Source organism: Nocardia sp. NPDC005745, from assembly GCF_040630775.1.
Lineage (GTDB): Bacteria > Actinomycetota > Actinomycetes > Mycobacteriales > Mycobacteriaceae > Nocardia.
Genome location: NZ_JBEXYF010000015.1, coordinates 25,745 through 50,175, shown reverse-complemented (window position 1 = coordinate 50,175; position 24,431 = coordinate 25,745). Strand labels below are relative to the sequence as shown.

The window sequence follows — 24,431 nt, the reverse complement described above, 5'->3', positions numbered from 1 at the left end:
CGCTGGGACGCGGACTCCTACGTGTGCGGGAGGACTTCGGGTTGTGCCAGTGCTGTAATCGCCTCGATGACGTCGGTGTTGTTCCGTCCGAACACGGTGTCGAAGAAGATGCGCAGATAGGTTCGTTGCAGGTCGATCGACCGCTGGGGGTCGATCTTGCCGACTGCTTTCGTTGTCGTCTCTGCCGAGAGCAGCCCGGCGGCGGTCAGCTGAGGCAGGATCGTCTGCTGGTCGCAGAAGGACATGTGCTCGGTTCCCGCCACTTGAAGGGGCAGCTTCACACCGGTGTTGCTGGCCCAGTAGGGCTCCCAACCCGGATTGCCGTACCACGGAGAGGCACCACTGGCGAGCATGAGCAGCGGTTTGTCGGTTCCCTCTGCCGTGACCGATCCCAGGATCGGTCCATCCAGATTGATGCCGGCGCGGATCTGAGGTGCGTCGTGCAATGCCTGCACCGTGGTCGAGCCACCGAGCGAATGCCCGAACATACCCACCTTTGTCATGTCCATACTCTCGGCCAGACCTGCGGGCAGGGGCCCAACGGGCTGCGATTGCTGTCCGGTGGCGGCGGCCGAGAGTTCATCGAGCACGAAGCGAGTGTCAGCCACCCGCGTCGGAAGCAGGACATCCCGCAGGACCTCTCGCGGCGAATCCAGCGGGACAACCGTGTGTTCGACCCGCCCGCCCGGGAAATGGACGGAGAACGCCTCGTGCGTGTGGTTGATTGCGACCACGACATAACCGTGGCTGGCGAGGTCCTCGGCCTGGGCGGTACTCCAGCCGGTGGCGTCGCCCATACCGGGGGAGTTCAACAACACCGGGAATCGGCCAGCACCTTCGCGTGCCGGTCGATCCGGGTAACTGTGACTCGGGCCGAGCGTCCAGCGTTCTCGGGGGACGCCGAACTCGGCGAGATAATCGGCTTGCTCCTCCCGCCCACCGGGCGGCATCCAGGCAGCGGCAGCGGAAGTACCCGAGTCCTGCGCTGGGTACCAGATCTGAACCATGACCTCCCGGCGGCCTCGGCCCCACGGGTCGGTTCGGTCGGGGTCGGTGAAATGAAGCTCGGTCACCCCGACAGAGTTGCTGCCGGTAGGGGAAGGCAGAGACACGACCACGGCATCGGCAGACACCGAAGCAGGCGCGGCCTCAGCCCCGGCGAAAGCTCCGAGGGGGACCATCCACGCCACAATGGCAATGATCGCGAATCGTCGTAAACCTCGGTGCCCCATCACAACCCCCTGACTTCGGTCCACCAACGAATCGCCACCCTACAAGACCCCGGCCACGGCACCCGTTCTTCGATGACGGCTTGACCCTCACGTCGCGTGAGGCCGGAGGGTGGAGCGCATGAGTGACTACTACAACGCGTTCGAGATGAGTCCCGTGCCCGCTCCCGGCCCGGATGTGGTTGTGCCGGAGCTGTTCCGTGGCATCTATGGAATGCCCGCGTTCGTGACGATCCCCACGAGCGATTTGGCGGCGTCGGTGGATTTCTGGACTCGTGGGCTCGGATTCTTCGAGCTGTTCAGCATCCCCGGCAGGGTTGTGCATCTGCGCCGGTGGGCTTTTCAAGATGTACTCCTCGTCCCGGCGGGGAGCGTTCCGGAGCAGGCACCGGCGATGAGCTTCAGTTTCGCGTGCGTGCTCAGCCAGGTCGATTCGCTGGTGGAGGCCTGTCGCGCGTTGCGTCCGAACTCGGTCGACGGGCCACGGGATACCCCCTGGAACACCCGTGATGTGGAGGTGATCACCCCGGAGAACGCACGGATCGTTTTCACTGCGGCGAAGCCCTTCGATCCGGCCAGTGAGGAGGCGCGGAACCTCGCGGCCGTCGGGATCACACCACCGGGTCGCGGCGACAATGATGAGCATGCCTGATGCCCCTGACGCCGATGGCTTGACCGTCGGTCAGGTCTCGAAGCGTCTGGGCGTGACAGTCCGCGCGCTGCACCACTGGGATGAGATCGGGCTGGCGCGACCGTCGCTGCGCACGGTGGCCGGATACCGGCTCTACACCGCTGGTGATCTGGAACGCCTGAACCGCATCGTCGTCTACCGTGAGCTCGGACTCGGCCTGGACGATATCCGGGCCATCTTGGACGGCTCGGCCGCAGACGTGCCCGGCGCACTGCGCGCGCAGCGCACCCAGGTCGCCGAACGGATCGACCGCCTCCAGCGACTCAGCGCCGGTCTGGATCGGATGATCGACGCCCACGATCGCGGGCTGCTGCTGACCGTCGAGCAGCAGGCCGCGATCTTCGGCCCCCAGTGGAACCCGGACTGGCTCGCCCAAGCCCGTCAGCGCTACGGAGACACGGAGCAATGGCAGCAGTACGCCGAACGCTCAGCCTCTCGCGGTCCGGAGGAATGGCAGACCATCGCCGACGCCATCGCCGACCTCGACCGCGCCTTCAAGGACGCGATGGACGCCGGCGTCACACCCGGTAGCCCAGAAGCGAATCGACTCGTCGAGTGGCACCGCGAGATTTTCGCCTCTTCGTACTTCCCTCTCACCAGGCAGATGCAGGTCTGTCTCGGCCGGATGTACGAGGCCGATCCGGGATTCGCCGCCCACTACGACGGCATCCGCACCGGCCTCGCCACGTGGTTGCGTCGAATCATCGATGCCAGCGCTCGCGCCCACGGCATCGACCCCGACACCGCGACTTGGCAGTAGAGCGGGGTTCCGGGGCTCCGCCCAGCAGGTCGATTGCGGGCTCATACCCCTTATCGCCGCCGGCGCGGCGCTGCCGAACGGGGTGGCGCCGAACGCATGTGGTCGCGCACCGGCGACAGCAGGTCGGCCAGAGCCTTGGTGTCCTCGCGCGACAGTGGTGCAAAGAGCTGTTGGCTGAGGACCTCGGTGTGGCCGGGTAGCACCTTCGCGAGCAGCGCCCGCCCGGCATCGGTGATCGTGACCGTAACGCCCCGCTCGTCATCCGCGGAGGGCGTCCGCGTGACCAGGCCCGCCTTTTCGAGCAGGCTTGCCTGATAGGTCAACCCGCTGCGGCTGTAGACGACGCCGTCGGCCAGGTCGGTCATGCGTTCACTGCCGGTCGGCGAGTCGAGGCCGAGGCGTGCCAAAAGCTGGAACTGCACGTAGCTCAGATCGCCGGCTTCGCGCAGCTGCTGCTCGACCGCGTGCCGGAGCAGGCCCGCCACCTCCATGAGGGCGAAGTACGCGCCCAGTTGGACTCCGTCCAGGGGCCGCGGCGTGTCAGGCATGGCGCGAACTTTACCACTTGCTTCATATTCGAAGCTCTTGCTTCGAGTTCAAAGCACTGCTACGTTGGTCATGTGCTTCGAGTTCGAAGCACATATCCCTCGAGAGTGAGGCACCACGATGAAGACGGTTCGATTTCACGAGTACGGCGCCCCGGATGTCCTTCGCTACGAGGACGTCGACGAGCCCGTCCCCGGTACCGGACAGGTGCGAGTGCGTGTGGCCGCGACGACGTTCAACAGCGTCGACGGCAACATCCGCGCAGGTTTCATGCAGGGCCCGATGCCGCTGACCTTGCCGCATACCCCCGGCCTGGACGTCGCCGGAACCATCGACGCACTCGGCGAGGGCGTCGACGGCCTCGGGATCGGTGACCAGGTCGTCGGCTTCCTGCCGTTCGTCGATGACGGTGCCTCGGCGGAGTACGTCCTCGCGCCCGCGGAGAGCCTGGCGGCGGCGCCGACGAGCATCCCGCTCGCTGACGCAGCCGCGCTGCCCGTGGTCGGTCTCACGGCGTGGCAGGCTCTGTTCGACCATGCCGAGCTGAAGGCCGGGCAGCGGATCCTTATCAGTGGCGCCGGCGGAGCTGTGGGCGGCTACGCGGTACAGCTGGCGAAAACCGCCGGCGCCTATGTGATCGCGACCGGCAGCCCCCGCAGCGGCGAGCACGTCAAGGCAGCGGGTGCCGATGAGGTCATCGACCACACCACCACCGAGGTGACCACCGCGGTGACCGATCCGGTCGACATCGTGCTCAACCTCGCGCCGATCAGCCCTGCCGAGTTCACGGCGCTGACCGGCCTGGTCCGCGACGGCGGCGTCGTAGTCGGCACCACCGTGTGGATGCCCGCTCCGGCCGACGAGGAACGCGGCGTGCGCGCCATCGACGTCTTCGTCCGCAGCGACGCGAAGCAACTGTCGGAACTGGTTGCGCGCGTGGACCGTGGCGAGCTGATCGTCGACGTCTCCGAGCGTGTTCCGCTGACAGACCTGGCGTCGGTCCATGCCCGGGCGGCCGCGGGGACTCTGTCGGGCAAGGTCATCGTCCTGCCTGCCACCGCCTGACCCACCCGTCCGGCAGGCGACGACAACACGTCGCTACCCCGGGCGGTGTGGTCCGGAGGCCCGCGTTGTGACTCGCAGCGATACGCGGCGGTGATTTCGCGCTGTCGCGTGGCGTCGATGGCGAGGGTGTTGCGGCGGGTTACCCGATGGTCGCCTTCTGTGCGATCTGCGCCAGTCGCTCCCAGGCGGGCGAGGTGATTCCGACTGATTCGTTCACCAGGCGGATCAACTTCCGATCCAGTGTCGGGGTTGTCCGGCCCGATCCGGTGCGCCTGCCGGTCAACCACCGTCGGGTGCGGTCGGCGAGGTCCACCAGGCGCGGGTCGTCGGGAGACCAGTCGAATGCTGCGTCGTAGTCGAGGTAGATCGCCTGGAATCGGGGGTCGTCGATGGCGTCGAGCTTGTCGGTGGCCCAAGCCGACGCCTGTTCCGGGGCGACCGATCGCATCAGAATCCAGATGTCGCGTTCCATCCGGACTGCCCGGTCGCTCATCCCGAGTTGCCGCAGGCGGTCGAGGTACTCGGCGACTTCGGTGGACACGAACAGCCGGTCGCCGGAGCTCAATTCGGCGATCTGCTCGCGGGTCCGGCAGATCTCCTCAGCGCGTTCGGCGAGTGTGCGGTCGATCTCGGCAATCGCTGCCGCGAACTCGTCGGAATTCGCGGTGAGCAATTCCTTGACACGCGCCAAGGGCACACCGGCCCGCGCCAGTGTCCTGATCTTGACCAGATCGATGGCATCTTCGGCGCGGTAGCGGCGATAGCCGGAGGAGTCGCGCGCCGGTTCGGTAAGCAGACCGCGCTCGTGGTAGACGCGCACTGCCTTGATCGTCACGCCCGCGTACCGGGCGAGCTGTCCAATCGTGATCATGCGCGTCTCCCTTCGGTGATGTGTCATCCACCCGTGGTCGTCATCGCGCCCCGGGCAAACAATCGACCGGCGAGATCGATTCCGGTCACGGCGCCGAATTCGTCACGGGTGAAGAACCCGCGTTGTCCTTGCAGACCGCCCTCGGTGACGATGTACTCGTCCGCCTCACCGGGCAGCAGGCCGAGGGTAGCCGGTGGCAGGTCGGGCGGCAGTTCGGTTTCTCCGGCGGCCCGGATCTCCGGTTTGATCGCGCATTCGATCGTCATCCCGGCCCCGTCGGTGTCGAGCGTGAGCCGCATCATCTCGTTCTCGTAATACCCGACGATCTCCGCTGCCCGCGCCCCGTCATAGGGCATCGGTTCCGGGTCACGTTCGACCACGCCGAGATAGTGCTCCAGTACCCGATTCACTACGGCACGGTTGAACGCGAGGCCGGCGTCCGGGCCCGCGTTCGACGTCACGGCGACGGCGAAATTCCGCTCCGGCACGATGAGCAGGTCCGCGAACTGGCCATTGCCCGATCCGCCGTGTCCGATGGTCGCGACACCGTCCACCTCGCGCAGGAACCAACAGATGCCGAAGGCGTCACCCAATGTGCTCCCGCGTAGTTCCACCGTCGGCTGCTGCATCCGGTGCAGCAGTTCGGTGGGCAGGAGGCGTTCACCGCCGTCGATCCGGCCGTCGCCGAGATGGAACCGCGCCCAGCGCAGCAGGTCACTCACCGACGTCGCCACGCCGCCGCCGGGGTTGTTGGAGCGGTTGTCCTTCCACTGCCGGGCAACCGCGAGCACACCGTCGGCATCGACGTTGTGTCCCACCGCGAACCGCCGGGTCATGACGTCGTTGACCGCGTAGCGGCTGTGCGCCAGTCCGAGCGGTTCGAACAACAGCGACGCGACGGCCCCTTCGAAGGTCGATCCGGTGACGTTCTCGATGATCCGGCCGGCCAGATTGAATCCCGCCTGGCTGTAGGACGCTCGCGTTCCCGGTGGCGCGATCAGCGGCGATTCGCCGAGAGTCACCGCGTGCCGCGCCAAGGCGTCGTCTCCTTCACCGGGGTCGATGCCGAGCTTCCACTCCAGCCCCGCCGTATGGTTGAGCAGCCGTAACACGGTGATCTCGTCCGCCGCCGCATCCGTGGGGGCGAATTCCGGGGCATACCGCCGCACCGGTGCGTCCAGCTCCACCCGGCCCTCGGCGACCAGCCGCATGAGAGCGGTCGCGGTGAAGGTCTTGCTCACGGATCCGACCATGAACATCGTGTCCCGGTCCACCGGAAGCGGATTGTCCATGCTCGTCACCCCATGGCATGCGAAATCTTCTCGCCCACCGGCCGACACCCCGACGGCGACACCCGGTACACCCAACTTCTGCGCCGTGGCCGCTACGAAGTCCGACAATTCCTGTGTTGTCTCGTTCATGCCACCATGCTCGAACCCTGCCCCAGGGGCAAGGTCAAGCCCGGCGGCCAGAAGCCGAAGCTCCGCCTCCGGCAGATACAGCTCGCCCGGGCGTTGTATGCCGAGTGTGGTCCCGCCAATGGTTCACGGCCCGTCGTACAGTCTCTCGTTCGGCAACCGGCGTAAGCCGGTTGTGTCGCCGGGGATCACCTCCACGGAGTCGACGAACCGCCGCCGGTGTTGTTCCTGGAGGAACCATATTGCGGAGGTGAGGCAGGCGGCGTAGTCCAGCCGGTGCCCGTCGATCACTACGGCCAAGTGCACGTCCGGCTGCTCCGGGTGCGGTGATACCAGCTCTCCGATGTGGTCGAGGACGGGTTGGTGCCTGCGCCGCACGGCAGATCCTGTGTGGGCGACTTGCGTGATCACAGCCCCGGCGCTCTGCGATCTCCTGATTCTGTACAACGCCGCTATGTAAGTGGCGCAGGTTATCGGTGGGCAGTCTTGGTGATGGTGGTAGGCCGTGCGCGCGGCCTCGTAGCTTTGCATCGGCCAGTGCGGGTTGTTGTGGTCCAACCACGAAAGCGTCCGGGCGAGGACGTTCGTGTCGTAGCACGGCCCGATCGGCTCGGTTTCGGCATCGCCGTTGGCGACCATTTGTTCGAACACCTCCCACGAAAAGGGCGGCGCGGAGCCGCGACAGCACTTCGGAGTTATGGGCGCCACGCGTCACGTGGAGCGGTATCGGCTACGCCGGAACCGGTTCCGCGCGTACCCACGGATCGCGGCGCGGTTCGGTGAGGTCACACAGGCGCTCGATATCGGCGTCGGAGGGGAGCGATCGGCTCACGGCCAGCTCCAGATAGTGCTTCTCGGCACGGCTGACGCGGTACCCGAGGATCGCCGTGCTCGCGAAGAAACAGAGCGCGAGCCACGAGACGACCCCGAAAGCGATGAGTACGGGCACCATCTCGTTACCGGCCATAGCGCGGAGCCGTAGCAGTCTGCGGCGCGACTTCGGACCATGCTTGTACGGCATCGACCACCACGAGGCCGGACGGAAGGAAGGCGCCCCGAGCGCCGGGACAACCCATTGCCGGATGGAGCCGTTCGGGCTAGGAGAGGGCAGTGCGATGACGGCTCCCTCCCGCGCGATGCTCACGTCCTTGCGGAACATCTCAGCGAACAGCTTGACGTCGTCGTCCTCGATGTCGGGACGAACGAGAAAGGTCCATCGATCCGAACGCGGATGTCCGACAACGGGTCCGAGTGCGACGCCTTTGCACTGCATGTGCGCTTTCACCGCCTGGCCCAACCTGCTGGGCATCGTCACCGCCCACACCGATCCGGCGCGCATCACGATCCGGCCGAGTTCCGGAGGGTCGATCACGGCATTGAATCCGCAACTCCTGCGATAGAACATGCACCGGGACCGTGGTGTGTCCCCGAACGCATCCTGTTGGTCCATCGAAAACCTCTGCTCCCATCGAATGACGGTTTGGTGTGCGCCCAGCCCCGTGCCCATGCGATGTCCGAGTGCGGAGGACTCCTCCACCTCCCACCGGGCGCGCTGTCCAGCAGATCATGGACAAGCCAAACTGGCATTGCCATAACGAATATCTCGGAAAAGTATTCGAAATACGCAGGAAGACTGCCATGCTGGCAAAGTTGGATGTCCAAAATGGCAATGGCAGGGGACCAAACTGAACACGCCTAGGAGCATGGAATGGTGGGAAGCACGGCCCGAAAAGCGCTACCGCGCCGCGCGTTGGGCCGCTACCTTCGCGAGCAACGCAACAGCCAGGGCCTCAAACTGGCGGATGTCGCCACGCTCATGGAGTGGAGCATCAGCAAGCTGGGCCGCATCGAGCGCGGAGAAGAAGGCAAGCTACGGAAGGCTGATGTCCAGCAGCTGTGCGAGATTCTGGGCTTCGGCGGGGACCGAACCGCCGTTATGGTCGGACTCGCGCAGCAAGCCGATGTGAAGAACTGGTGGCACGCTTTCGGTGATCTCATCCCCGATGGCTTCGTGATGTACGTCGATATGGAGTCGTCCGCCCATGAGATGACGATCTACCGTCCGGACCTGGTTCCCGGCTTGTTGCAGACGGCCGCCTACGCTCGCGCGCTGGACCGCATCTACTTCCCGCACGATTCCGAAGACGAGCAGGAGCGGCGCATCCGGCTGCGGCTCGAACGGCAATCCATCCTTACCAGGAAGACGAAGCCGACCCGCATCGACGTGGTACTCCACGAGTCGGTGCTGCGCACGGTTGTCGGCGATCCGGCGACCATGGCCGCGCTGCTGCGTCACCTAGCGGACATGAGTACTCGACCCAACGTGAGCATCCGAGTCTTGCCGTACACCGCTGGCATTCCGATCGGCGTACCTATCGGCCCATTCGTGATCCTCGACTTCGCGCCAGACGCGGAGGGCGTAACCGAACCGACCGTGATCTACGTCGAGAACTTCACTGGAGACTTGTACCTCGAGCGCGAAGAAGACGTGAACAGTTACCGTGAAGCGTCTGCAACTATCCAACGTGCCGCGTTGGACGCCGTGACAAGCCGGAACATGTTCCGGCGGCTAGCAAGGGAGTTTTCGTAGTGACCGTTGAACTGTCCGGGGCGCGTTGGTTCAAGAGCAGCCGCAGCTCGGGGGGCAAGGAATGCGTAGAGGTGGCGTTTCTTGACGGCGGTCAGGTCGGCGTCCGCGACTCGAAGAATCCGGCTGGTCACGCGCTGGTGTTCACCCCCGGTGAGTGGGACGCGTTCACCGCTGGCGTGAACAACGGCGAGTTCAAGCGCCCGTAGCAGTAAGCAACCACCGTGGTCCGGTCCGCCTGGCACTGGGCCGGGCTACCAGCCGAAATCTCGTCCTCCAAGGTTGCAAAGGAGTATGAACAGTGAGCGTTGATCTATCCGGCGCGGTGTGGTTCAAGAGCACCCGTAGCGGGACTAAGGATTGTGTCGAGGTCGCGCACCTCGAAGGCGGCATGGTCGGCGTGCGTGACTCGAAGAATGCGACCGGCCCCGCGCTGGTCTTCACCCCCGGCGAGTGGGACGCGTTCACCGCTGGCGTGAACGACGGCGAGTTCAAGCGCCCGTAGCACTGAGCGATCACTTCGGCCCGGCCCGCTGTCCTCGAAGGGGCAGGGGCCGGGCCGTTTTCGTCGTTATCCGCATCGCTATGTGGCGGTCTCGTGCTAGTACCTGGCGCTGAGGATTTGGAAGGCATGCGGCCGGTAAAGCCATGCGCTGTGTGTCGAGTTTGCGTTCCGGAGCCTATGTAAGGCGGACATCCGCAGTGGCGAGACCGAAGATCTTGCGTCCTGCGGATTTGGCGACGATGACGATGACGGCGGTCCTGGTGTCGGGGTCTACCGACTTAATGCGCCCGGTGAACTCGACGCTTCCGGCGGAGGCGGCTTCCACGATCGTGTAGTTCGAGAGCCGGACCGCGTACCTGGTCATCGCGCCTGGGTCACCCAGCCACCCGGTGACAAAGCCTGCCGCCAGGCCCATCGTGAGCATGCCGTGCGCTATCACGTCAGGAAGGCCCGCGAGCGCCGCGATGTCGTCGTGCCAGTGGATCGGGTTGGCGTCACCGGCGACGCCCGCGTAGTTCACCAGGTCGCCACGCCTCAGCTGCGCGATCCGGGTGGGAAGCTCGTCACCGACCGTGATGTCCTCGAAACGGATTCGGGTGCGCGGGGCTCGGGTCCGGGCGGTCGTGGACTGGTGTGGGCGAGTGTTAGAAGCAGGTTGCGGCACAGCCTGCCTATCCACCGCGGCTGCGCGGCCTGCGGTGGCAGTTCGAGAGGGCACGTCGATACCGTGCATGACCACGCGCTCGATCGCGGCACTGATGCCGGCGTCGACGTCCTCGCCGGTGATGCCCACGACGGTCGTGTGCATGACCTGCGCGATCTGGCCAGTCTGGTTGGTGAAGGTGTTTTTGACGGTGAGCAGATCCTTACCTGCTATGCGGCGAACCGAAGCGAGTTCGACATCGCTGACCAGCCGGTCACCGGCCACCACAGGTTGGTGCATCTCGAAGACCTGGTCGGTTTGCACGAATACGTCGTAGCCGGTGATGACACTCTCGAAAAGCTTGCGGTTGGCCAGCATCGCGGCGATCGAGATGAACGTGGTGGGCGCGACCAGACTCGCGTACCCGAGCTCGTCGGCAGCGTCCTCGCTCCAGTGCGCGGGGTGGAAGTCCTGCACGGCCCGCGCGTACTCGCGGATCTTTTCCCGACCCACCTCGTAATAGTCATCCACGCGATAGTGGTGCCCCACCTGCCCAGCCACGTCCGATGTCGCTTCCACCAAGTCGCTCCTCGCTTCAGATTCCTATAGGCCGCACAACCGGGTATCCGCAGCACCCGACTCAACGAATGGACACCACTCTCTTACACGACGCAGGGCTCTGTCCCGACAGAACAAACAAACGCTCGCGAGACACTCGCGGGTCCGGGCCTGCGAACGGCATGTGTCCTTGCCTTGGAGAACCGCAGCCGGTCCCGATCGCGTTGAGTCACACGTCATCTACCTGCGCAAATGTGGAAAACCTGGGATCGGTAGGGCGCGAATCGTTCCTACCTTTTACTCAACGGCCCCACAGGGGGCCGGAGAACAGGACCAGGGGCCCCGCCCCTCGAACGACAAGGACACAGACCATGAACGCCACTTCGCTCCGCATCGCCGCCGCCGCTTTCGCCGCCACCGCCGCCGTCGCGGTGCTCACCGGATGCGGTGACAGCAAGGGCAGCTCCCCGGCCGCGCCCGCGCCGTCCTCGGCCCAGCCCGCCCCGGCGGGTAAGTCGGTCGCTTCGGTCGATGGCAAGGCGTTCGACGCCAAGTTCACCACCACCTGCGCGAAGCAGGGCGGCACCCTGGCGCTGGCGCTGACCGACACGGAGAACTCCGCCTACGGCAATCTCTCGGTGAGCGCGACCATCACCGACGCGAACACGGTGCAGGCGGTCGGGATCGCGGGCAGCAAGGGCGGCGACAACGGCCTGCCCTACGCGGTGGGCTTCGGCAACGGCATGCCGGGCGGCTCCGCCACGGTCGTGAAGGACGGCAACACCTACAAGGTCACCGGCGAGGGCGTGGGCGCCCCCGACCTGACCAACCCGCTGGCCGGGCCGAAGACCTCGAAGTTCGACATCACCTTCGCCTGCTCGTCCATCGTCGGCGCCTGATCGCCGCATGCCCCCGACCCGCCCCCGTCATCCCGGCCGACCCGCCGGGATGACGGGGCGCGGCGAATCCCGAAACTTCGCACACTCAAAGGAAATGTCATGAAGAAGATCCGTCTGATCGCCCTCGCCCTCGCCACCGCCGCGATCGGCTACTACGTCTATCACGCCGTCACCTACGTCCCCACCAGTGAATGGGAGCCCTCCGGAATGGGCTGGCTCGGCTTCGAGATGGCGCTGCCGATCATCGCGCTCACCCTGGTCCCCATGGTCTTCGCGTTCACCGGCGAAGGCATCATGAGCGCGCTGACCGGCCGCAACAGCGCGGAGTTCCGCGACGGGCTCACCGGCCTCGGCACCGTCCGTTCGGTGCGGCAGACCGGCGTCACCGTCAACGACCAGCCGCAGGTCCACGTCGAGTTCAGCGTCGAAGGCGCGGACGGGAAGACCTTCCATTCCTCCGCGAAGATGATCGTGCCGTTCACCGAACTGGCGCTGCTGCGCGCCGGTGTGGTGCTGCCGGTGCGCTACCTGCCCGGCCGGACCGACAAGGTCGAGGTGGACCTGTCCGGCGACGCGTCCGCCGCGCAGCGGGCCATGAACGAGTCCCTGATCCGCAAGGGCATCACCACGCGGCACAAGCTCGACATCGCCGAGCGCGGCATCGCCACCCAGGCGGTGGTGCAGTCGCTGTCGGTGACCGGCGCGATCCGCGACGGTCACTCCGAGGTCGAGCTCGGCCTGGTGGTCACCCGGCCGGACGAGTCGAGCTTCACCACCCGGGTGACGAAGTTCCTCGCACCCGCCAGCGTCGCCCAAGTGCAGGTGGGGCGGATCCTGCGGGCGCACTACCTGCCCGAGAACGAGAGCGAGGTCGTCATCGCCCTGCCGGTCAACGCCTGATGGGCGAGCCGGACGAACTCCGCGCCGGACCGGCCGAGAGCGAGGCAACCGCTTGCGAAGACGAATGCCGCGTCGATTCGAGATCATCGAGTCGGCGCGGCATTCGTTGTTCCCAGGTCTGGCGGTCGCGCAATCTCAGGGTTACCTAATTGGGCGGCTGTTCACTTTGTCGTCCCTTCCGGATTGTCCGCATGGTCTACCGTGCGGCCATCGGCCCAACCCAGGAGTCACCGTGAGTCTTCAGCCACTCGCCCTTTTCGTTCAGCACGACGGCCAATCGTCGCGCGCCGCCGTGACCTGTGAATACAAGTGCGCGAACGCGTGCTTCCACGAGGCGCCGAACACCTCCGCGGGCGCCTACTTCGGTGACATCGTCAGCTCGCTGAACCGGCGCGGGCTGATCAAGGGCGGTGCGGCCGCCGTGCTCGCGGTCGGCGCGGGCAGCGTGCTCGCCGCCTGCGGTGACGACGAGCCGAAGCCGGCGGTGTCGGCCTCGCCCGCGGGGCCGCCTGGAACCGGTACCGATTTCACCGCCGTGGCGCCGAACAAGGAAGACGCCGTGGTGATCCCGGACGGCTACGAGCAGTCCGTCGTGATCCGCTGGGGTGATCCGCTGTTCCCCGACGCGCCCGCCTTCGACTTCGACAAGCAGACCGCCGCCGCGCAGGCGAAGCAGTTCGGCTACAACAACGACTTCGCCGCTCTGCTGCCGATCGAGGGCCAGGCAAACGGCTACCTGCTCGTGGTCAACCACGAGTACACCACCAGCCCGCACATGTTCCGTGGCTACAACAAGGACGCGCCGACCGACGAGCAGATCGCGGTCACCATGGCCGCCCACGGACTGACCGTGGTCGAGGTGCGCGGCGAATCCGGTTCGGGCAAGCTGGTTCCCGCCTTCGGCAAATACAACCGCAGGATCACCGCGACCACCGAGTTCAAGCTGACCGGTCCCGCCGCGGGCAGCGACTTCGTGAAGACTTCGGCCGATCCGACCGGCACCAAGGTGCTCGGCACGTTCGCCAACTGCTCCGGCGGCCTGACCCCGTGGGGCACCGTGCTGTCGGGCGAGGAGAACTTCCACGCCTACTTCGCCAACGCGGACAAGGTGACCGAGCCTGCCGCCGCCGCGCGGCTGAAGCGCTACGGTTTCGCCGCGGGCAAGACCGCCAACCTGTGGGAGCGCGCGGACAAGCGCTTCGACCTGGCGCAGGAACCCAACGAGGCCAACCGATTCGGGTACGTCGTCGAGGTCGACCCGTGGGATCCGAACTCGACGCCGATCAAGCACACCGCGATGGGCCGGGTGAAGCACGAGGCCGCCACCATCTACGTCACGAAGAACGGCGACGTCGTCTCCTACACCGGTGACGACGAGAAGTTCGACTACATGTACAAGTTCGTGTCCTCGCGCAAGATCCAGCCGGGCACCGGTGCGGCCAGCATGCGGCACAACCTGACCATTCTGGACGCGGGCACGCTGTACGTCGCCAAGCTCACCGGCGACCACGCGGACAAGATCGACGGCACCGGCGCCAAGCCGTCGGACAAGGGCTTCACCGGCACCGGCCAGTGGATCCCGCTGCTGGAAACCGGTGCGGACGGCAAGGGCAAGTCGCTGGTCGACGGCATGAGCGCGGAAGAGGTGGCGGTGTTCACCCGCCTGGCCGCCGACAAGGTGGGCGCGACCAAGATGGACCGCCCGGAGGACTTCGAGGCCAACCCGTACACCGGCAAGGTGTACGTGGCGCTGACCAACAACGACAACCGCGGTGCGGAGGGCAAGCAGGGTCCGGACGAGGCGAACCCGCGCAAGCTCAACAAGAACGGCCAGATCCTGGAGATCGACGACAACCACACCGGCACCGATTTCACCTGGTCGCTGCTGCTGGTCTGCGGCGATCCGGCGGCGGCCGACACCTACTTCGCCGGTTACGACAAGTCGAAGGTCAGTCCGATCTCCTGCCCGGACAACCTGGCGTTCGACCCGTACGGCAACCTGTGGATCTCCACCGACGGCAACGCCATGAAGTCGAACGACGGCTTGTTCGCCGTGGTGCTCGACGGGCCGAATCGCGGTCAGACCAAACAGTTCCTGACCGTCCCGCGCGGCGCGGAGACCTGCGGCCCGGTGGTCGGCGAGGCACGGGTGATGGTGTGCGTGCAGCACCCCGGCGAGGCCGATGACGCCACTCCCGACAACCCGTTGTCGCACTGGCCCGACGGCGGAACCTCCCAGCCTCGCCCCTCGGTCGTGGCGGTCTGGAAGAAGGCCGGCGGCCGCATCGGCGCCTGAGACCACAGCCGCGGCCACCGGCCCCCCGCGACCACGGCCGACCGCCATCCGCGGCTCTCCCCACGGGTGGAGCCGCTACCCGACTGGGCGGGTAGCGGCTCCGCTCTCAGCTGCTGCCGGTGCCGCTGATGTTGGCGTAGCCTGCGAAATCACCCTGGGCTCCGCTGTAGACGTTGAGGTCGACGCGGCCCGCGATGCCGGGGATGGCGCCGCTGTCGGTGGTCTGCCAAAAAGTCCAGGTAGGCCAGCCGCCGGGCACCTCGGGTTGGGCGTTGCCGCGATAGTCGGCGATCCACAGCGGGTAATCGGCGAACTCGGCGGTGTCGGCCATCGCAGTACGCCAGAAGTTGGGATAGGTGTAGACGATGGGGACGCGGCCGGTGAGCGTTTCCACGGTGTTCAGGTAGCGGCGGGTCCAGTCGATCAAAGCCGCCGGGCCGAGACCGCCGGAGTCCTCCAAGTCCAGCACGGGCGGCAGGTCGAGCGGTCCGTTCTGTCCGAGCACCACCGCCGCGTACAGCGCGGCCTGCGGTTCGGGCGGCAGGTTGGGGCGGGCGTAGTGGTAGGTGCCCCGAGCCATTCCCGCCGCGCGCATCAGCAGACTGTCGGGCACGAAGTACGGGTTGATGTAGCTGAGCCCCTCGGTGGCCTTGACCATGGCGAAGTTGTGGCCGGCGCGCTTGACCGCGAACCAGTCGATCGGACTACCGCCGGTGTGCTGCCACGAGGAGACATCCGGACCGGTCGGCGCCGCGGTCGCGGGGAGCGCGGCGACGAGGACGCCGGACAGTGCGAGCAGCGACAGCGCCGTGCCGCGGCGAGTGGTCGACCTCCAGATACCCATGCCGCACGACGATAGCCATTCGCTCTGGCTGTTACCAGTGTGACGAATGGGGTGTCAGAACTGTTCTGTGGCTTTCACCCCAGCCAATCCAGGACCGACGCCGCCGTCCACGACTGCTGCATGCTGCCCAGCGGTTCGCCGGTGAACGGCTCGTAGTACTCGGCGAAGCTGCCGTCGCTGGCCTGCCGCAAGCCCTCCGCGCGCAGCATGAACGAGCGCTCGGCCCAGCCGCGTCTGGCGAAGACCCAGGAGAACAGCCAGCTCATCACCGGCCACACCGGGCCGCGCCAATACTCGCGGGAACGGAAATCCTTGGACACCGGCGAGGTCGAAGGCGGCAGCGCGTAGCGCAGATCCGGGTGGCCGCAGAAGCGCGGACCCTCGAACACGCGCAGCAAGCTGCGCTCGGCGTCGCGGGGGAGGCCGCCACACAGCAGCGGCGCGAACATCGAGAGCGTCTCGGTGTTGATCCACCGCTGCAATCGCACGTCGAAATCGCGGGCCGCGCCGGTGCGGGCATCGGCCGTCGCGACGACGCCCGCGCGGAAACGGTCGGCCCAGGCGTAGAGATCGCGTACGTCGGCGTGCGGCTGCTTGTACTCCTCGCCGATATTGGCCAGCACCTCGCAGGCCAGCGCGAAGATCCCGGTGACGAACACGTCCTCGACGGCGAAGCTCATGGTCGAGGCGAGCTGGTAGTCGTCGTAGCCCGCGCGGCGCATCTGCTCCACCAGCCACAGGTAGCGGTCGTACTCGCGGTCGGTGGGCCGCTGGGTCGGATCGGACACCACCAGCACGTCCTCGCGGCGGTAGGGCGGCACGTCGCCGGGGACCACGTGCTCGTAGGCGCGATCCCAGCGCGGCGAGTTGTCCATCCCGGACTCCCAGCCGTGATACAGCGTGATGCGACCGGTCTCCTTGGGATCGCGGGCGTGCGCCAGCCAGCGGTGCCAGCGCACCAGATCCGGCCAGCGCCGGTTGAGGAACTCCTCGGCCACCGACCTGGTACTGCGGCCGTGCCTGCGCGAATGATCCAGGATCCGCTGCACCGCGATGGCGTGCACGGGCGGTTGGGTGATCCCGGAGGTGTCCAGGTCGTCCGGCGCGTTGGCCGCCAGTTTGCGGCACTCCCAGCGGGCCGGGCCGGGAAAATAGCCGTCCACGCCGTTGGCGAAGACGATGTGCGGGATCATGCCGTTCTTCCACTGCGCCGAGAGCAGGGTGTCCAGCTCGATCACCGCCCGCTCCACGCTCAGCGGCGCGAGGCCGACCGCGACGAATGCCGCGTCCCAGCTCCACATGTGCGGGTACAGGCGTGGCGCCGCGCTGGTCATAGTGCCCAGATCGTTGCCGCGCAGCAGGTAGGCAGCGCGGGCCGCGAGCTGGGTGGGGGTGAAGCCCGGATGTGCCATCCCCCTATTCTGCGATGTCACCCGCAGATATGCCCGCTCAGCGGTGTCCGTTTCGTGCCCGGCCCCTCGGCCCGAGGCCGGTTCGTGTTCGGCGGTTCTCACTTTCGTATGCCCCGTCCGTGATTCGCTGCTCGAGATTGTCGCCTCGATTCGGTGTGCAGCGCTAGTCGTTCGTCCAGTGCTACGCGTTTCTACGCCTTCTTCACCCGGCCGGTTACGGTGGGGCCCATGACTTCCGCCGCGCCCGCGAAACCGACCGCGTTGATCACCGGCGCCAGCCGTGGCCTGGGCGCCGCGATCGCCCGCGAACTCGCACCCACGCACGACTTGCTGCTCGGCGCCCGATCGGCGGAGTCGCTGCGCGGCATCCTGGCGGAGCTGCCCGCCGCCCAGGGTTGGCCCGTCGAGTTGACCGACTATGCCGCCCTCGCCGAAGCGGTCGCCCCGATCCGGAGCGTGAACGTACTGGTGCACAACGCGGGCATCGCCGATCTCGGCACGATCGCCGGGTCCACCGTCGAACAGTGGCGGAACACGTTGGAGGCCAACCTCATCGCCGTCGCCGAGCTCACCCGGCTGCTGCTGCCCGCGCTGCGGGCGGGCAAGGGGCACGTGGTGCTGATCAACTCGGGTGCGGGGCTGCGCGCGAACCCGGGCTGGGCCTCCTACGCGGCGAGCAAGTTCGGACTGCGCGCTTTCGGTGACGCGTTGCGGCAGGAGGAGCCGGAACTGCGGGTGACCTCGATCCACCCCGGGCGCATCGACACCGACATGCAGCGAGAGATCATCGCCGGCGAGGGGCGCGAGTACCGGGCCGAGGATTTCCTCACCCCCGAGACGGTGGCATACACGGTGCGTTCCGCCATCGACACTCCGCGCGACGCGCACCCGACCGAGGTCGTGCTCCGGCCCTACTGATCGACAGCGCCTCCGCGCGCCTTCCGACAGCAGCGTGACCGGGGTATTCACCGCGCCTACACGCGACGACGTGCTGCTCCCGCTGCGCTGACCAGCCGTCAGGCGACGATGTTCACCAGGCGACCGGGCACGACGATCAGCTTGCGCGGCGCCGCGCCGTCGAGCAGCTGGGCGATCTTCTCGTCGGCCAGCGCGGCCGCCTCGATCGCCGCGTTGTCCGCGTCGGCCGCCACCTGAATCCGGCTGCGCACCTTGCCGTTCACCTGAATCGGGTACTCCACCGACTCCTCGACCAGCAGGGCGGGATCGGCGACCGGGAACGGGCCGTGCGCCAGGGACGTGGTGTGGCCCAGGCGCTCCCACAGCTCCTCGGCGACATGCGGGGCCAGCGGCGCCAGCATCAGCACCAGCGGCTCCACCACCGAGCGCGGCGCGCCGTCCGGGTAGCTCTTGGTCAGGTGGTTGGTCAGCTCGATCAGCTTGGCGCCCGCCGTGTTGTCGCGCAGCGCGGCGAAATCCTCGTCCACGCCCGCGATCGTCTTGTGCAGCAGGCGCAGCGTCTCACCGGTCGGCTCCGCGTCGGTGACCCGCAGCGCGCCGGACTCCTCGTTCACCACCAGGCGCCAGGCCCGTTGCAGGAACCGGTGCGCGCCGACGACGTCTTTGGTGGCCCACGGCCGCGAGGTGTCCAGCGGACCCATGGCCATCTCGTAGAAGCGGAAGGTGTCGGCGCCGTACAGATCGCACATCTCGTCCGGGGAGATGGCGTTCTTCAGCGACTTGCCGATCTTGCCGTACTCCTGGAACACCCTGATCTCGGTGCCGGTGGCGTCGGTCCAGAAGAACCGGCCGTCGCGTTCGACCACCTCGGCGGCGGGTACGTACGCGCCGCGCTCGTCGGTGTAGGCGTGCGCCTGGATGTAGCCCTGGTTGAACAGTCGCCGGTAGGGCTCCGAGCTGCTGACATCGCCCAGATCGAACAACACCTTCTGCCAGAACCGCGCATACAGCAGGTGCAGCACCGCGTGCTCGACGCCGCCGACGTACAGGTCCACGCCGCCCGGATCGTCCGGCCCGCCGACCTCGGCGCGCGGGCCGAGCCAGTACGCCTCGTTCTCCTTGGCGCAGAACGCCTCGGTGTTCGTCGGATCGGCGTAGCGCAGCTGGTACCACGAGCTGCCCGCCCAGTTCGGCATGACGTTGGTGTCACGCCGGTATTTCCTGGGCCCATCGCCCAGGTCCAGTTCGACATGCACCCAGTCGGTGGCCTTCGCCAGCGGCGGCGACGGTTCGGACGTCGCGTCGTCCGGGTCGAAGGTCACCGGCGCGAAATCGTCGAGCTCCGGCAGCCGCACCGGCAGCATGGATTCCGGCAGCGCGTGCGGTGCGCCTTGCTCGTCGTAGACGATCGGGAACGGCTCGCCCCAGTAGCGCTGCCGGGCGAACAACCAGTCGCGCAACTTGTACTGGATGGTGCCGGTGCCGTGGCCGTCGGACTCCAGCCGGGCGATCACCGTGGCCTTGGCGTCTTCGACCGACAGCCCGTCCAGGTAGCCGGAATTCACCAGCTCGCCCTCACCGGAGTGGGCCGAGACGGTGATGTCGCCGCCGGAGATGACCTCTTCGATCGGCAACCCGAGCGCGGTGGCGAAATCCCAGTCGCGCTGATCGTGCCCGGGTACCGCCATGATCGCGCCGGTGCCGTATCCGCTGAGCACGTAGTCGGCGATGAAGATCGGCACGGGTGCGCCGTTCACCGGGTTGACGGCATAGTTGCCCAGGAAGACGCCGGTCTTCTCCTTGTTCTCCTGACGCTCCAGATCCGATTTGGCCGCGATCGACTTGCGGTAGGCCGCGACGGCGTCCGCCGGGGACGCGGCGCCGCCGTTGGTCCAGCGGGAATCGACGTCGGCGGGCCACGCGGCCGCGGTCAGCTTGTCCACCAGCTCGTGTTCGGGCGCCAGCACGACGTACGTCGCGCCGAACAGGGTGTCGGGCCGGGTGGTGAAAACCTCGATCTGCTCGCCGTCGGCGTCGAACCTCACCTGCGCGCCGCGCGAACGCCCGATCCAGTTGCGCTGCATGGCCTTGACGTTCTCCGGCCAGTCCAGCCGATCGAGGTCGTCGACCAGCCGGTCGGCGTAGGCGGTGATGCGCATCATCCACTGCCACAGCCGCTTCCGGAACACCGGGAAGTTCCCGCGCTCACTGCGGCCTTCGGCGGTGACCTCTTCGTTGGACAGCACGGTGCCCAGACCCGGGCACCAGTTGACCATCGAATCCGTTTGGTAGACCAAGCGATAGGAGTCCAGCAGCGCGCCGCGTTCCGCGGGACTCAGCGCGGCCCAGTCCTTCCCGTCCGGGACCGCTCGCGCACCGGAGGCGAACTGGGCCTCCAGTTCGGCGATCGGGCGGGCGCGATCGGCCTCCTGGTCGTACCACGCGTTGTAGATGCGCAGGAAGATCCACTGGGTCCAGCGGTAGTACTCCGGGTCGGTGGTCGCGAAGGAGCGGCGGCGGTCGTGGCCGAGACCCAGCCGGTCCAGCTGGCGCTGCATCGTGGCGATGTTCGACTCGGTGGTGTCGCGCGGGTGCGCGCCGGTCTGCACCGCGTACTGCTCGGCGGGCAGGCCGAAGGCGTCGTAGCCGAGGGCGTGCAGCACATTGCGGCCGTGCATGCGGTGGTAGCGGGCGAAGACATCGGTGGCGATATAACCCAGCGGATGTCCGACGTGCAGTCCCGCGCCCGAGGGGTAGGGGAACATGTCCTGCACGAACAGCTTGTCCGGCGGCGTCGGGCCCGCCAGCGGCCCCACCGGGTTCGGCGCGTGGAAGGTTCCGCGTTCGTCCCACGTCCGCTGCCACCGGCGTTCGATGCGGCCGGCAAGCTCCGCGTTGTACCGGTGCTCTGGTACATCGCTTTCGGTTGCGCGTGTGTCTTGCACGGTCCTGCCTTCTTGTGGTCGCCGATCCCCGACAAACTTCGTCTATCAGGGTAGAACGTCACCTCCGCTGGACCGAAAATCGGGCTGGCCTGGACTTTGCCGACGTGTTCTCGGTCGCACCGCCCGTCATCGGCCCGGCGGCACCGATGCGCTAGCCTGCATGGGTGTTCGTCGTCGCTCTCGTCCTGTTCGCGCTGGCTGTCGTAGCCGTCACCACCGGCGCACTCGGGCTGACCGGCCGGTTGCCCCGCAATCGTTTCTTCGGGGTGCACACCGAGGCCGCGTTGTCCACCGGCGAGACGTTCCGCGTCGCCAACCGGGTCGCCGCGCCCACCTCGATCGCGGCCGGGGCGCTGCTGTTCGCCGGTGGTCTGGTCGCGCTGGTCGCCGGCGGATTCGTCGCGCTGGTGGTCGCGGCCTGCACCGCCGTGGTCGCGTTGTTCACCCTCGGCGCGGGCGCGAATGCCGCCGCACAGGCCGCCGACGCCATCGCTCCGCCCCCCGAGATCGGCGGTTGCGGCAGCTCCTGCGGCGCGTGCTCACTCCGCGACGCCTGCCAGCCCGCGAGCTGATCACTTCGGCGGCGCCACGCTGCGCGACAGCGGGCTGCCGATCGGAGTGACGTAGAGCACGCACAGCAGCACCGGCTCGGTCCCGATATTGCGGGCGACATGCGGGTAGCGCGGCCCGCTCGGTTCGCGGAAGACTCGCCACCGGCGATAGGTGACCGGCGCGCAGTCCGCGCCCGGGTGATCGAGCGTGCCCCGCGCGACGAGGACGAACAGCGTCCCGTCGTGATAGTGCCACCCGCTGGAGCCGCCGGGTTCGATGATCGTCTGGCGCAGGATGAACGCCCGTCGTCCCACGGCGAACCGGAACAGGACCCGGCTGGCGGTCCCGTGCGCAGGCGCCGCGTTGGCCTCGAATGCGCGCCACATCCCTCGATCGAATCATTTCCGCTCGACTACTCCAAGCCTCCCGGGGCGCGCGCCCGGACGTCGTCTGTACCGGCCGGGTGGCTCATCGACGTCCGCTACTGATCTGTTCTGGGGTGGCGGGTGTAGCGGTTGGCGGAAGCGGGCGGCGGGGGTTAGTTTCGAGCCATGTCGGCTGTGGCGCCTGAGGTCGAGGTATTCGAGAACTGCCGGCCGCGACTGGAGGCGATCGCGTATCGCCTGTTGGGTTCGGCGAGTGACGCCGAGGACGCGGTGCAGGATACGTTCATGCGCTGGCACGCCGCCGACCGCGCGTTCGTCGAGACGCCCGAGGCGTGGCTGACCAAGGTGCTCACCAATATCTGCCTCAACCAACTCGCTTCGGCCCGGGTACGGCGAGAGGCCTATGTAGGCCAGTGGCTGCCCGAGCCGATCTTCGCCGAGGATCGTATGCTCGGCCCGGCCGAGACCGTCGAGCAGCGCGAATCGGTGTCGATCGCGATGCTCACCCTGATGGAACGGCTGTCGGCCAATGAACGCGTGGTGTATGTGCTGCGCGAGGCATTCGGCTACGCGCACAACGAGATCGCCGAAATCCTCGATATCACCGAGTCCAACTGCTATCAGATCTACCGGCGCGCCAAACAGCGCGTGACCGGCGACCGGACCCGCGTGGAAGCCGATGAGGCCGTCGCCCGCAAGGTCGTCGAGGAGTTCCTGGCCGCGGCGCTCAGCGGCAACACCGACTCGCTGGTGCGGATGCTGGCCGACGATGCGATCAGCGCGGGCGACGGTGGCGGCGTGGTCTTCTCGCTACCGGAGCCGATCACCGGCGCGCTGCGGGTGGCGCGGTTCCTGCGCCGCCTGTTCGAGCCCACCGAGGAGAAGTGGGCGACGATCGGCGGTCGTGCCGACCTGTTCGCCGCGGTGGTCAATGGCGTACCCGGACTGGTGGTCGTGGTCGGCGATCGGGTCGTCATCGTGATCACCCTGGAGGTGACCACCGACGGCATCGTGGCTGTTCACACCCAAGCAAACCCGGAGAAGCTCGAACGGGCCACGCGCCACTGGGCCGCATCGGAGCACGCGGATCCCCTCCTCGCCGGGTGGTGACCTAGATCACATTCCACTTCTGTCAGGTTTCGCGTCGCTGTCCGGTTCAGGAAGCGAACACCACCCAGACAGGAGTGAGACCATGAAGCATCGCATCGTCGTTCTCGGCGCGGGATACGCCGGAGCCAACGCCGCTGGTCGCCTGGCCAAGCGGCTGCATCCCGCCGATGTCGAGATCGATCTCGTCAACGCCGATCCGGAGTTCGTCGAGCGGGTCCGCATGCACCAGCTGGCCGCGGGTCAGCAGCTGAAGACCCGCGCGCTGGCCGATGTCTTCGCCGACACGGGCGTGCGGGTGGTGCCTGCGCGGGTGACCGCGATCGATGTCGACCGGAAGGTGGTCGACATCGATGCCTCCGATGGCCGCCGTGAGATCACCTACGACACTCTCGTCTACGCCCTCGGCAGCGCCGCCGCCGACTGCGGTGTGCCCGGTGTGGCCGAGCACGCCTACGACATCGCGGGCAAGCAGTCCGCGCTGCGGGTGCGCGAGCGTCTGGCGAGCTTGGGCGCGGGTGCGACCGTGCTGGTCGTCGGTGGTGGTCTCACCGGCATCGAAGGCGCCACCGAAATCGCTGAGGCTCGACCGGATCTCGAGGTCGCCCTCGTGGCTCGCGGCGGCCTCGGCGACTGGCTGAGCGCGAAGGCTCAGCAGTATCTGCGCAAGGCGTTCGACCGGCTCGGCATCACCGTGCACGAGCACACCGACATCGCCCGCGTCGAGCGGACCGGCGCCGTCACCATCGACGGCCGCACGATCCCGGCCCGAATGACGCTGTGGACAGCAGGTTTCGCCGTGCACCCGATCGCCGCGGCCACCACCCTGCGGGTGTCGGCGACGGGGCAGATCGTCGTCGACGACACGATGCGGTCGGTCTCGCACCCCGACGTCTACGCCGTCGGCGACGCCGCGCTCGCCCCCGGGGCGAACGGCGAGCCGCTGCGCATGTCCTGCGCCTCGGGTGTCCCTTCGGCCTATCAGGCCGCCGACGCTATCGCCGCGCGTCTGACCGGCCGAAAGATCCCCGGCAATTCGATAGGCTACACCGCCCAGTGCATCAGCCTCGGCCGCCGCGATGCCGTCGTCCAGTGGGTCACCCCCGACGATCAGCCCAAGCCCTCCGCCCTCACCGGCCGGTCGGCCGCGCGAGTCAAGGAGTTCATCTGCAAGAGCGCGGCGTGGAGCATCTCGCACCCGACGTCGATGCTCCCGTCTCGCCGTCGTCACATCACCGCCGCCGAGCCGATCCGCGCCCTCACCGCGTGACGGCGCGCTCGATACGGGCCGTGTCGGAC

The 24,431-nt window shown here is 67.3% G+C and carries 24 protein-coding genes; 13 read left to right on the top strand and 11 right to left on the bottom strand.

The window, feature by feature from the left end:
* Nucleotides 1-17 precede the first annotated feature (17 nt).
* Nucleotides 18-1,181, bottom strand: coding sequence for a hypothetical protein (locus ABZ420_RS17630; RefSeq protein ID WP_357123809.1), 1,164 nt, complete (start codon nt 1,179-1,181; stop codon nt 18-20).
* 232 nt (nt 1,182-1,413) lie between these two features.
* Here ABZ420_RS17630 and ABZ420_RS17625 point away from each other — a divergent pair, with 232 nt between their 5' ends.
* A complete protein-coding gene (locus ABZ420_RS17625) occupies nt 1,414-1,881 on the top strand; it encodes a VOC family protein (protein WP_357123495.1) in 468 nt (155 codons plus the stop codon).
* Complete coding sequence (locus ABZ420_RS17620) at nt 1,874-2,680, top strand: MerR family transcriptional regulator (RefSeq protein WP_357123492.1); 807 nt, start codon at nt 1,874-1,876, stop codon at nt 2,678-2,680. The genes ABZ420_RS17625 and ABZ420_RS17620 overlap by 8 nt, the downstream gene beginning before the upstream one ends.
* Nucleotides 2,681-2,730: 50 nt before the next feature.
* On the opposite strand, the gene ABZ420_RS17615 is transcribed toward ABZ420_RS17620, so the two are convergent.
* Nucleotides 2,731-3,228: a MarR family transcriptional regulator gene (locus tag ABZ420_RS17615; protein ID WP_357123490.1), complete on the bottom strand. Its 498-nt coding sequence runs from the start codon at nt 3,226-3,228 to the stop codon at nt 2,731-2,733.
* A 118-nt stretch (nt 3,229-3,346) separates the two neighbouring features.
* Between ABZ420_RS17615 and ABZ420_RS17610 the strand changes: the two genes are divergently transcribed.
* Entirely contained in the window at nt 3,347-4,291 is a 945-nt protein-coding gene (locus ABZ420_RS17610; RefSeq protein WP_357123487.1) for an NADP-dependent oxidoreductase, read from the top strand.
* Nucleotides 4,292-4,430: 139 nt separating this feature from the next.
* Here the strand turns inward: ABZ420_RS17610 and ABZ420_RS17605 are convergent, their stop codons facing one another.
* The 4 genes from ABZ420_RS17605 to ABZ420_RS17590 all read right to left on the bottom strand — a co-directional run bounded on the left by ABZ420_RS17605 (nt 4,431) and on the right by ABZ420_RS17590 (nt 7,952).
* Entirely contained in the window at nt 4,431-5,162 is a 732-nt protein-coding gene (locus ABZ420_RS17605; RefSeq protein ID WP_357123484.1) for a MerR family transcriptional regulator, read from the bottom strand.
* 23 nt (nt 5,163-5,185) lie between these two features.
* Nucleotides 5,186-6,583 carry a serine hydrolase domain-containing protein gene (locus ABZ420_RS17600; RefSeq protein ID WP_357123481.1) on the bottom strand — a complete coding sequence of 466 codons (1,398 nt, stop codon included), beginning with the start codon at nt 6,581-6,583 and terminating at the stop codon, nt 5,186-5,188.
* 123 nt (nt 6,584-6,706) lie between these two features.
* A complete protein-coding gene (locus tag ABZ420_RS17595) occupies nt 6,707-7,219 on the bottom strand; it encodes a hypothetical protein (RefSeq protein WP_357123478.1) in 513 nt (170 codons plus the stop codon).
* Between the two features lie 91 nt (nt 7,220-7,310).
* The gene (locus tag ABZ420_RS17590; RefSeq protein ID WP_357123475.1) at nt 7,311-7,952 is read right to left on the bottom strand and encodes a hypothetical protein; all 642 of its coding nucleotides are present in this window, start codon (nt 7,950-7,952) and stop codon (nt 7,311-7,313) included.
* A gap of 336 nt (nt 7,953-8,288) precedes the next feature.
* On the opposite strand from ABZ420_RS17590, the gene ABZ420_RS17585 reads away from it, so the two are divergent.
* The 3 genes from ABZ420_RS17585 to ABZ420_RS17575 all read left to right on the top strand — a co-directional run bounded on the left by ABZ420_RS17585 (nt 8,289) and on the right by ABZ420_RS17575 (nt 9,672).
* Nucleotides 8,289-9,170 (top strand): helix-turn-helix transcriptional regulator, encoded by an 882-nt coding sequence (locus ABZ420_RS17585; RefSeq protein WP_357123472.1) that lies wholly within the window; start codon nt 8,289-8,291, stop codon nt 9,168-9,170.
* Entirely contained in the window at nt 9,170-9,376 is a 207-nt protein-coding gene (locus ABZ420_RS17580; protein WP_357123469.1) for a DUF397 domain-containing protein, read from the top strand. The genes ABZ420_RS17585 and ABZ420_RS17580 overlap by 1 nt, the downstream gene beginning before the upstream one ends.
* A 92-nt stretch (nt 9,377-9,468) precedes the next feature.
* Nucleotides 9,469-9,672 (top strand): DUF397 domain-containing protein, encoded by a 204-nt coding sequence (locus ABZ420_RS17575; protein ID WP_357123466.1) that lies wholly within the window; start codon nt 9,469-9,471, stop codon nt 9,670-9,672.
* Between the two features lie 175 nt (nt 9,673-9,847).
* Here ABZ420_RS17575 and ABZ420_RS17570 read toward each other — a convergent pair whose 3' ends face one another.
* Nucleotides 9,848-10,897: a fused (3R)-hydroxyacyl-ACP dehydratase subunits HadA/HadB gene (locus ABZ420_RS17570; RefSeq protein ID WP_357123463.1), complete on the bottom strand. Its 1,050-nt coding sequence runs from the start codon at nt 10,895-10,897 to the stop codon at nt 9,848-9,850.
* Between the two features lie 347 nt (nt 10,898-11,244).
* Here ABZ420_RS17570 and ABZ420_RS17565 point away from each other — a divergent pair, with 347 nt between their 5' ends.
* The 3 genes from ABZ420_RS17565 to ABZ420_RS17555 all read left to right on the top strand — a co-directional run bounded on the left by ABZ420_RS17565 (nt 11,245) and on the right by ABZ420_RS17555 (nt 14,968).
* A complete protein-coding gene (locus tag ABZ420_RS17565; RefSeq protein WP_357035289.1) occupies nt 11,245-11,772 on the top strand; it encodes a lipoprotein LpqH in 528 nt (175 codons plus the stop codon).
* Nucleotides 11,773-11,871: 99 nt separating this feature from the next.
* Nucleotides 11,872-12,672, top strand: a complete 801-nt coding sequence (locus ABZ420_RS17560) for a hypothetical protein (protein WP_357123460.1) — start codon at nt 11,872-11,874, stop codon at nt 12,670-12,672.
* A 232-nt stretch (nt 12,673-12,904) separates the two neighbouring features.
* Nucleotides 12,905-14,968 carry a PhoX family phosphatase gene (locus ABZ420_RS17555; RefSeq protein ID WP_357123457.1) on the top strand — a complete coding sequence of 688 codons (2,064 nt, stop codon included), beginning with the start codon at nt 12,905-12,907 and terminating at the stop codon, nt 14,966-14,968.
* Between the two features lie 106 nt (nt 14,969-15,074).
* Here ABZ420_RS17555 and ABZ420_RS17550 read toward each other — a convergent pair whose 3' ends face one another.
* Both ABZ420_RS17550 and ABZ420_RS17545 read right to left on the bottom strand, forming a co-directional pair.
* The gene (locus ABZ420_RS17550) at nt 15,075-15,812 is read right to left on the bottom strand and encodes a glycoside hydrolase family 25 protein (RefSeq protein WP_357123454.1); all 738 of its coding nucleotides are present in this window, start codon (nt 15,810-15,812) and stop codon (nt 15,075-15,077) included.
* A 74-nt stretch (nt 15,813-15,886) separates the two neighbouring features.
* On the bottom strand, nt 15,887-17,224 hold the full coding sequence (locus ABZ420_RS17545) for a glycogen debranching protein (RefSeq protein WP_357123451.1): 1,338 nt from the start codon (nt 17,222-17,224) through the stop codon (nt 15,887-15,889).
* Nucleotides 17,225-17,452: 228 nt separating this feature from the next.
* Here ABZ420_RS17545 and ABZ420_RS17540 point away from each other — a divergent pair, with 228 nt between their 5' ends.
* On the top strand, nt 17,453-18,142 hold the full coding sequence (locus tag ABZ420_RS17540) for an SDR family oxidoreductase (RefSeq protein ID WP_357123448.1): 690 nt from the start codon (nt 17,453-17,455) through the stop codon (nt 18,140-18,142).
* 98 nt (nt 18,143-18,240) lie between these two features.
* Here the strand turns inward: ABZ420_RS17540 and leuS are convergent, their stop codons facing one another.
* Entirely contained in the window at nt 18,241-21,087 is a 2,847-nt protein-coding gene (gene leuS / locus ABZ420_RS17535) for a leucine--tRNA ligase (RefSeq protein ID WP_357123445.1), read from the bottom strand.
* A gap of 164 nt (nt 21,088-21,251) precedes the next feature.
* Here leuS and ABZ420_RS17530 point away from each other — a divergent pair, with 164 nt between their 5' ends.
* Nucleotides 21,252-21,659 (top strand): SdpI family protein, encoded by a 408-nt coding sequence (locus ABZ420_RS17530; protein WP_357123442.1) that lies wholly within the window; start codon nt 21,252-21,254, stop codon nt 21,657-21,659.
* Here ABZ420_RS17530 and ABZ420_RS17525 read toward each other — a convergent pair whose 3' ends face one another.
* Nucleotides 21,660-22,025 carry a cupin domain-containing protein gene (locus ABZ420_RS17525; RefSeq protein WP_357123439.1) on the bottom strand — a complete coding sequence of 122 codons (366 nt, stop codon included), beginning with the start codon at nt 22,023-22,025 and terminating at the stop codon, nt 21,660-21,662.
* Nucleotides 22,026-22,190: 165 nt separating this feature from the next.
* Between ABZ420_RS17525 and sigJ the strand changes: the two genes are divergently transcribed.
* Together sigJ and ABZ420_RS17515 are read left to right on the top strand one after the other, a co-directional pair.
* On the top strand, nt 22,191-23,135 hold the full coding sequence (sigJ, locus tag ABZ420_RS17520) for an RNA polymerase sigma factor SigJ (protein WP_357123436.1): 945 nt from the start codon (nt 22,191-22,193) through the stop codon (nt 23,133-23,135).
* A gap of 82 nt (nt 23,136-23,217) precedes the next feature.
* On the top strand, nt 23,218-24,402 hold the full coding sequence (locus ABZ420_RS17515) for an FAD-dependent oxidoreductase (RefSeq protein WP_357123433.1): 1,185 nt from the start codon (nt 23,218-23,220) through the stop codon (nt 24,400-24,402).
* Nucleotides 24,403-24,431 lie beyond the last annotated feature (29 nt).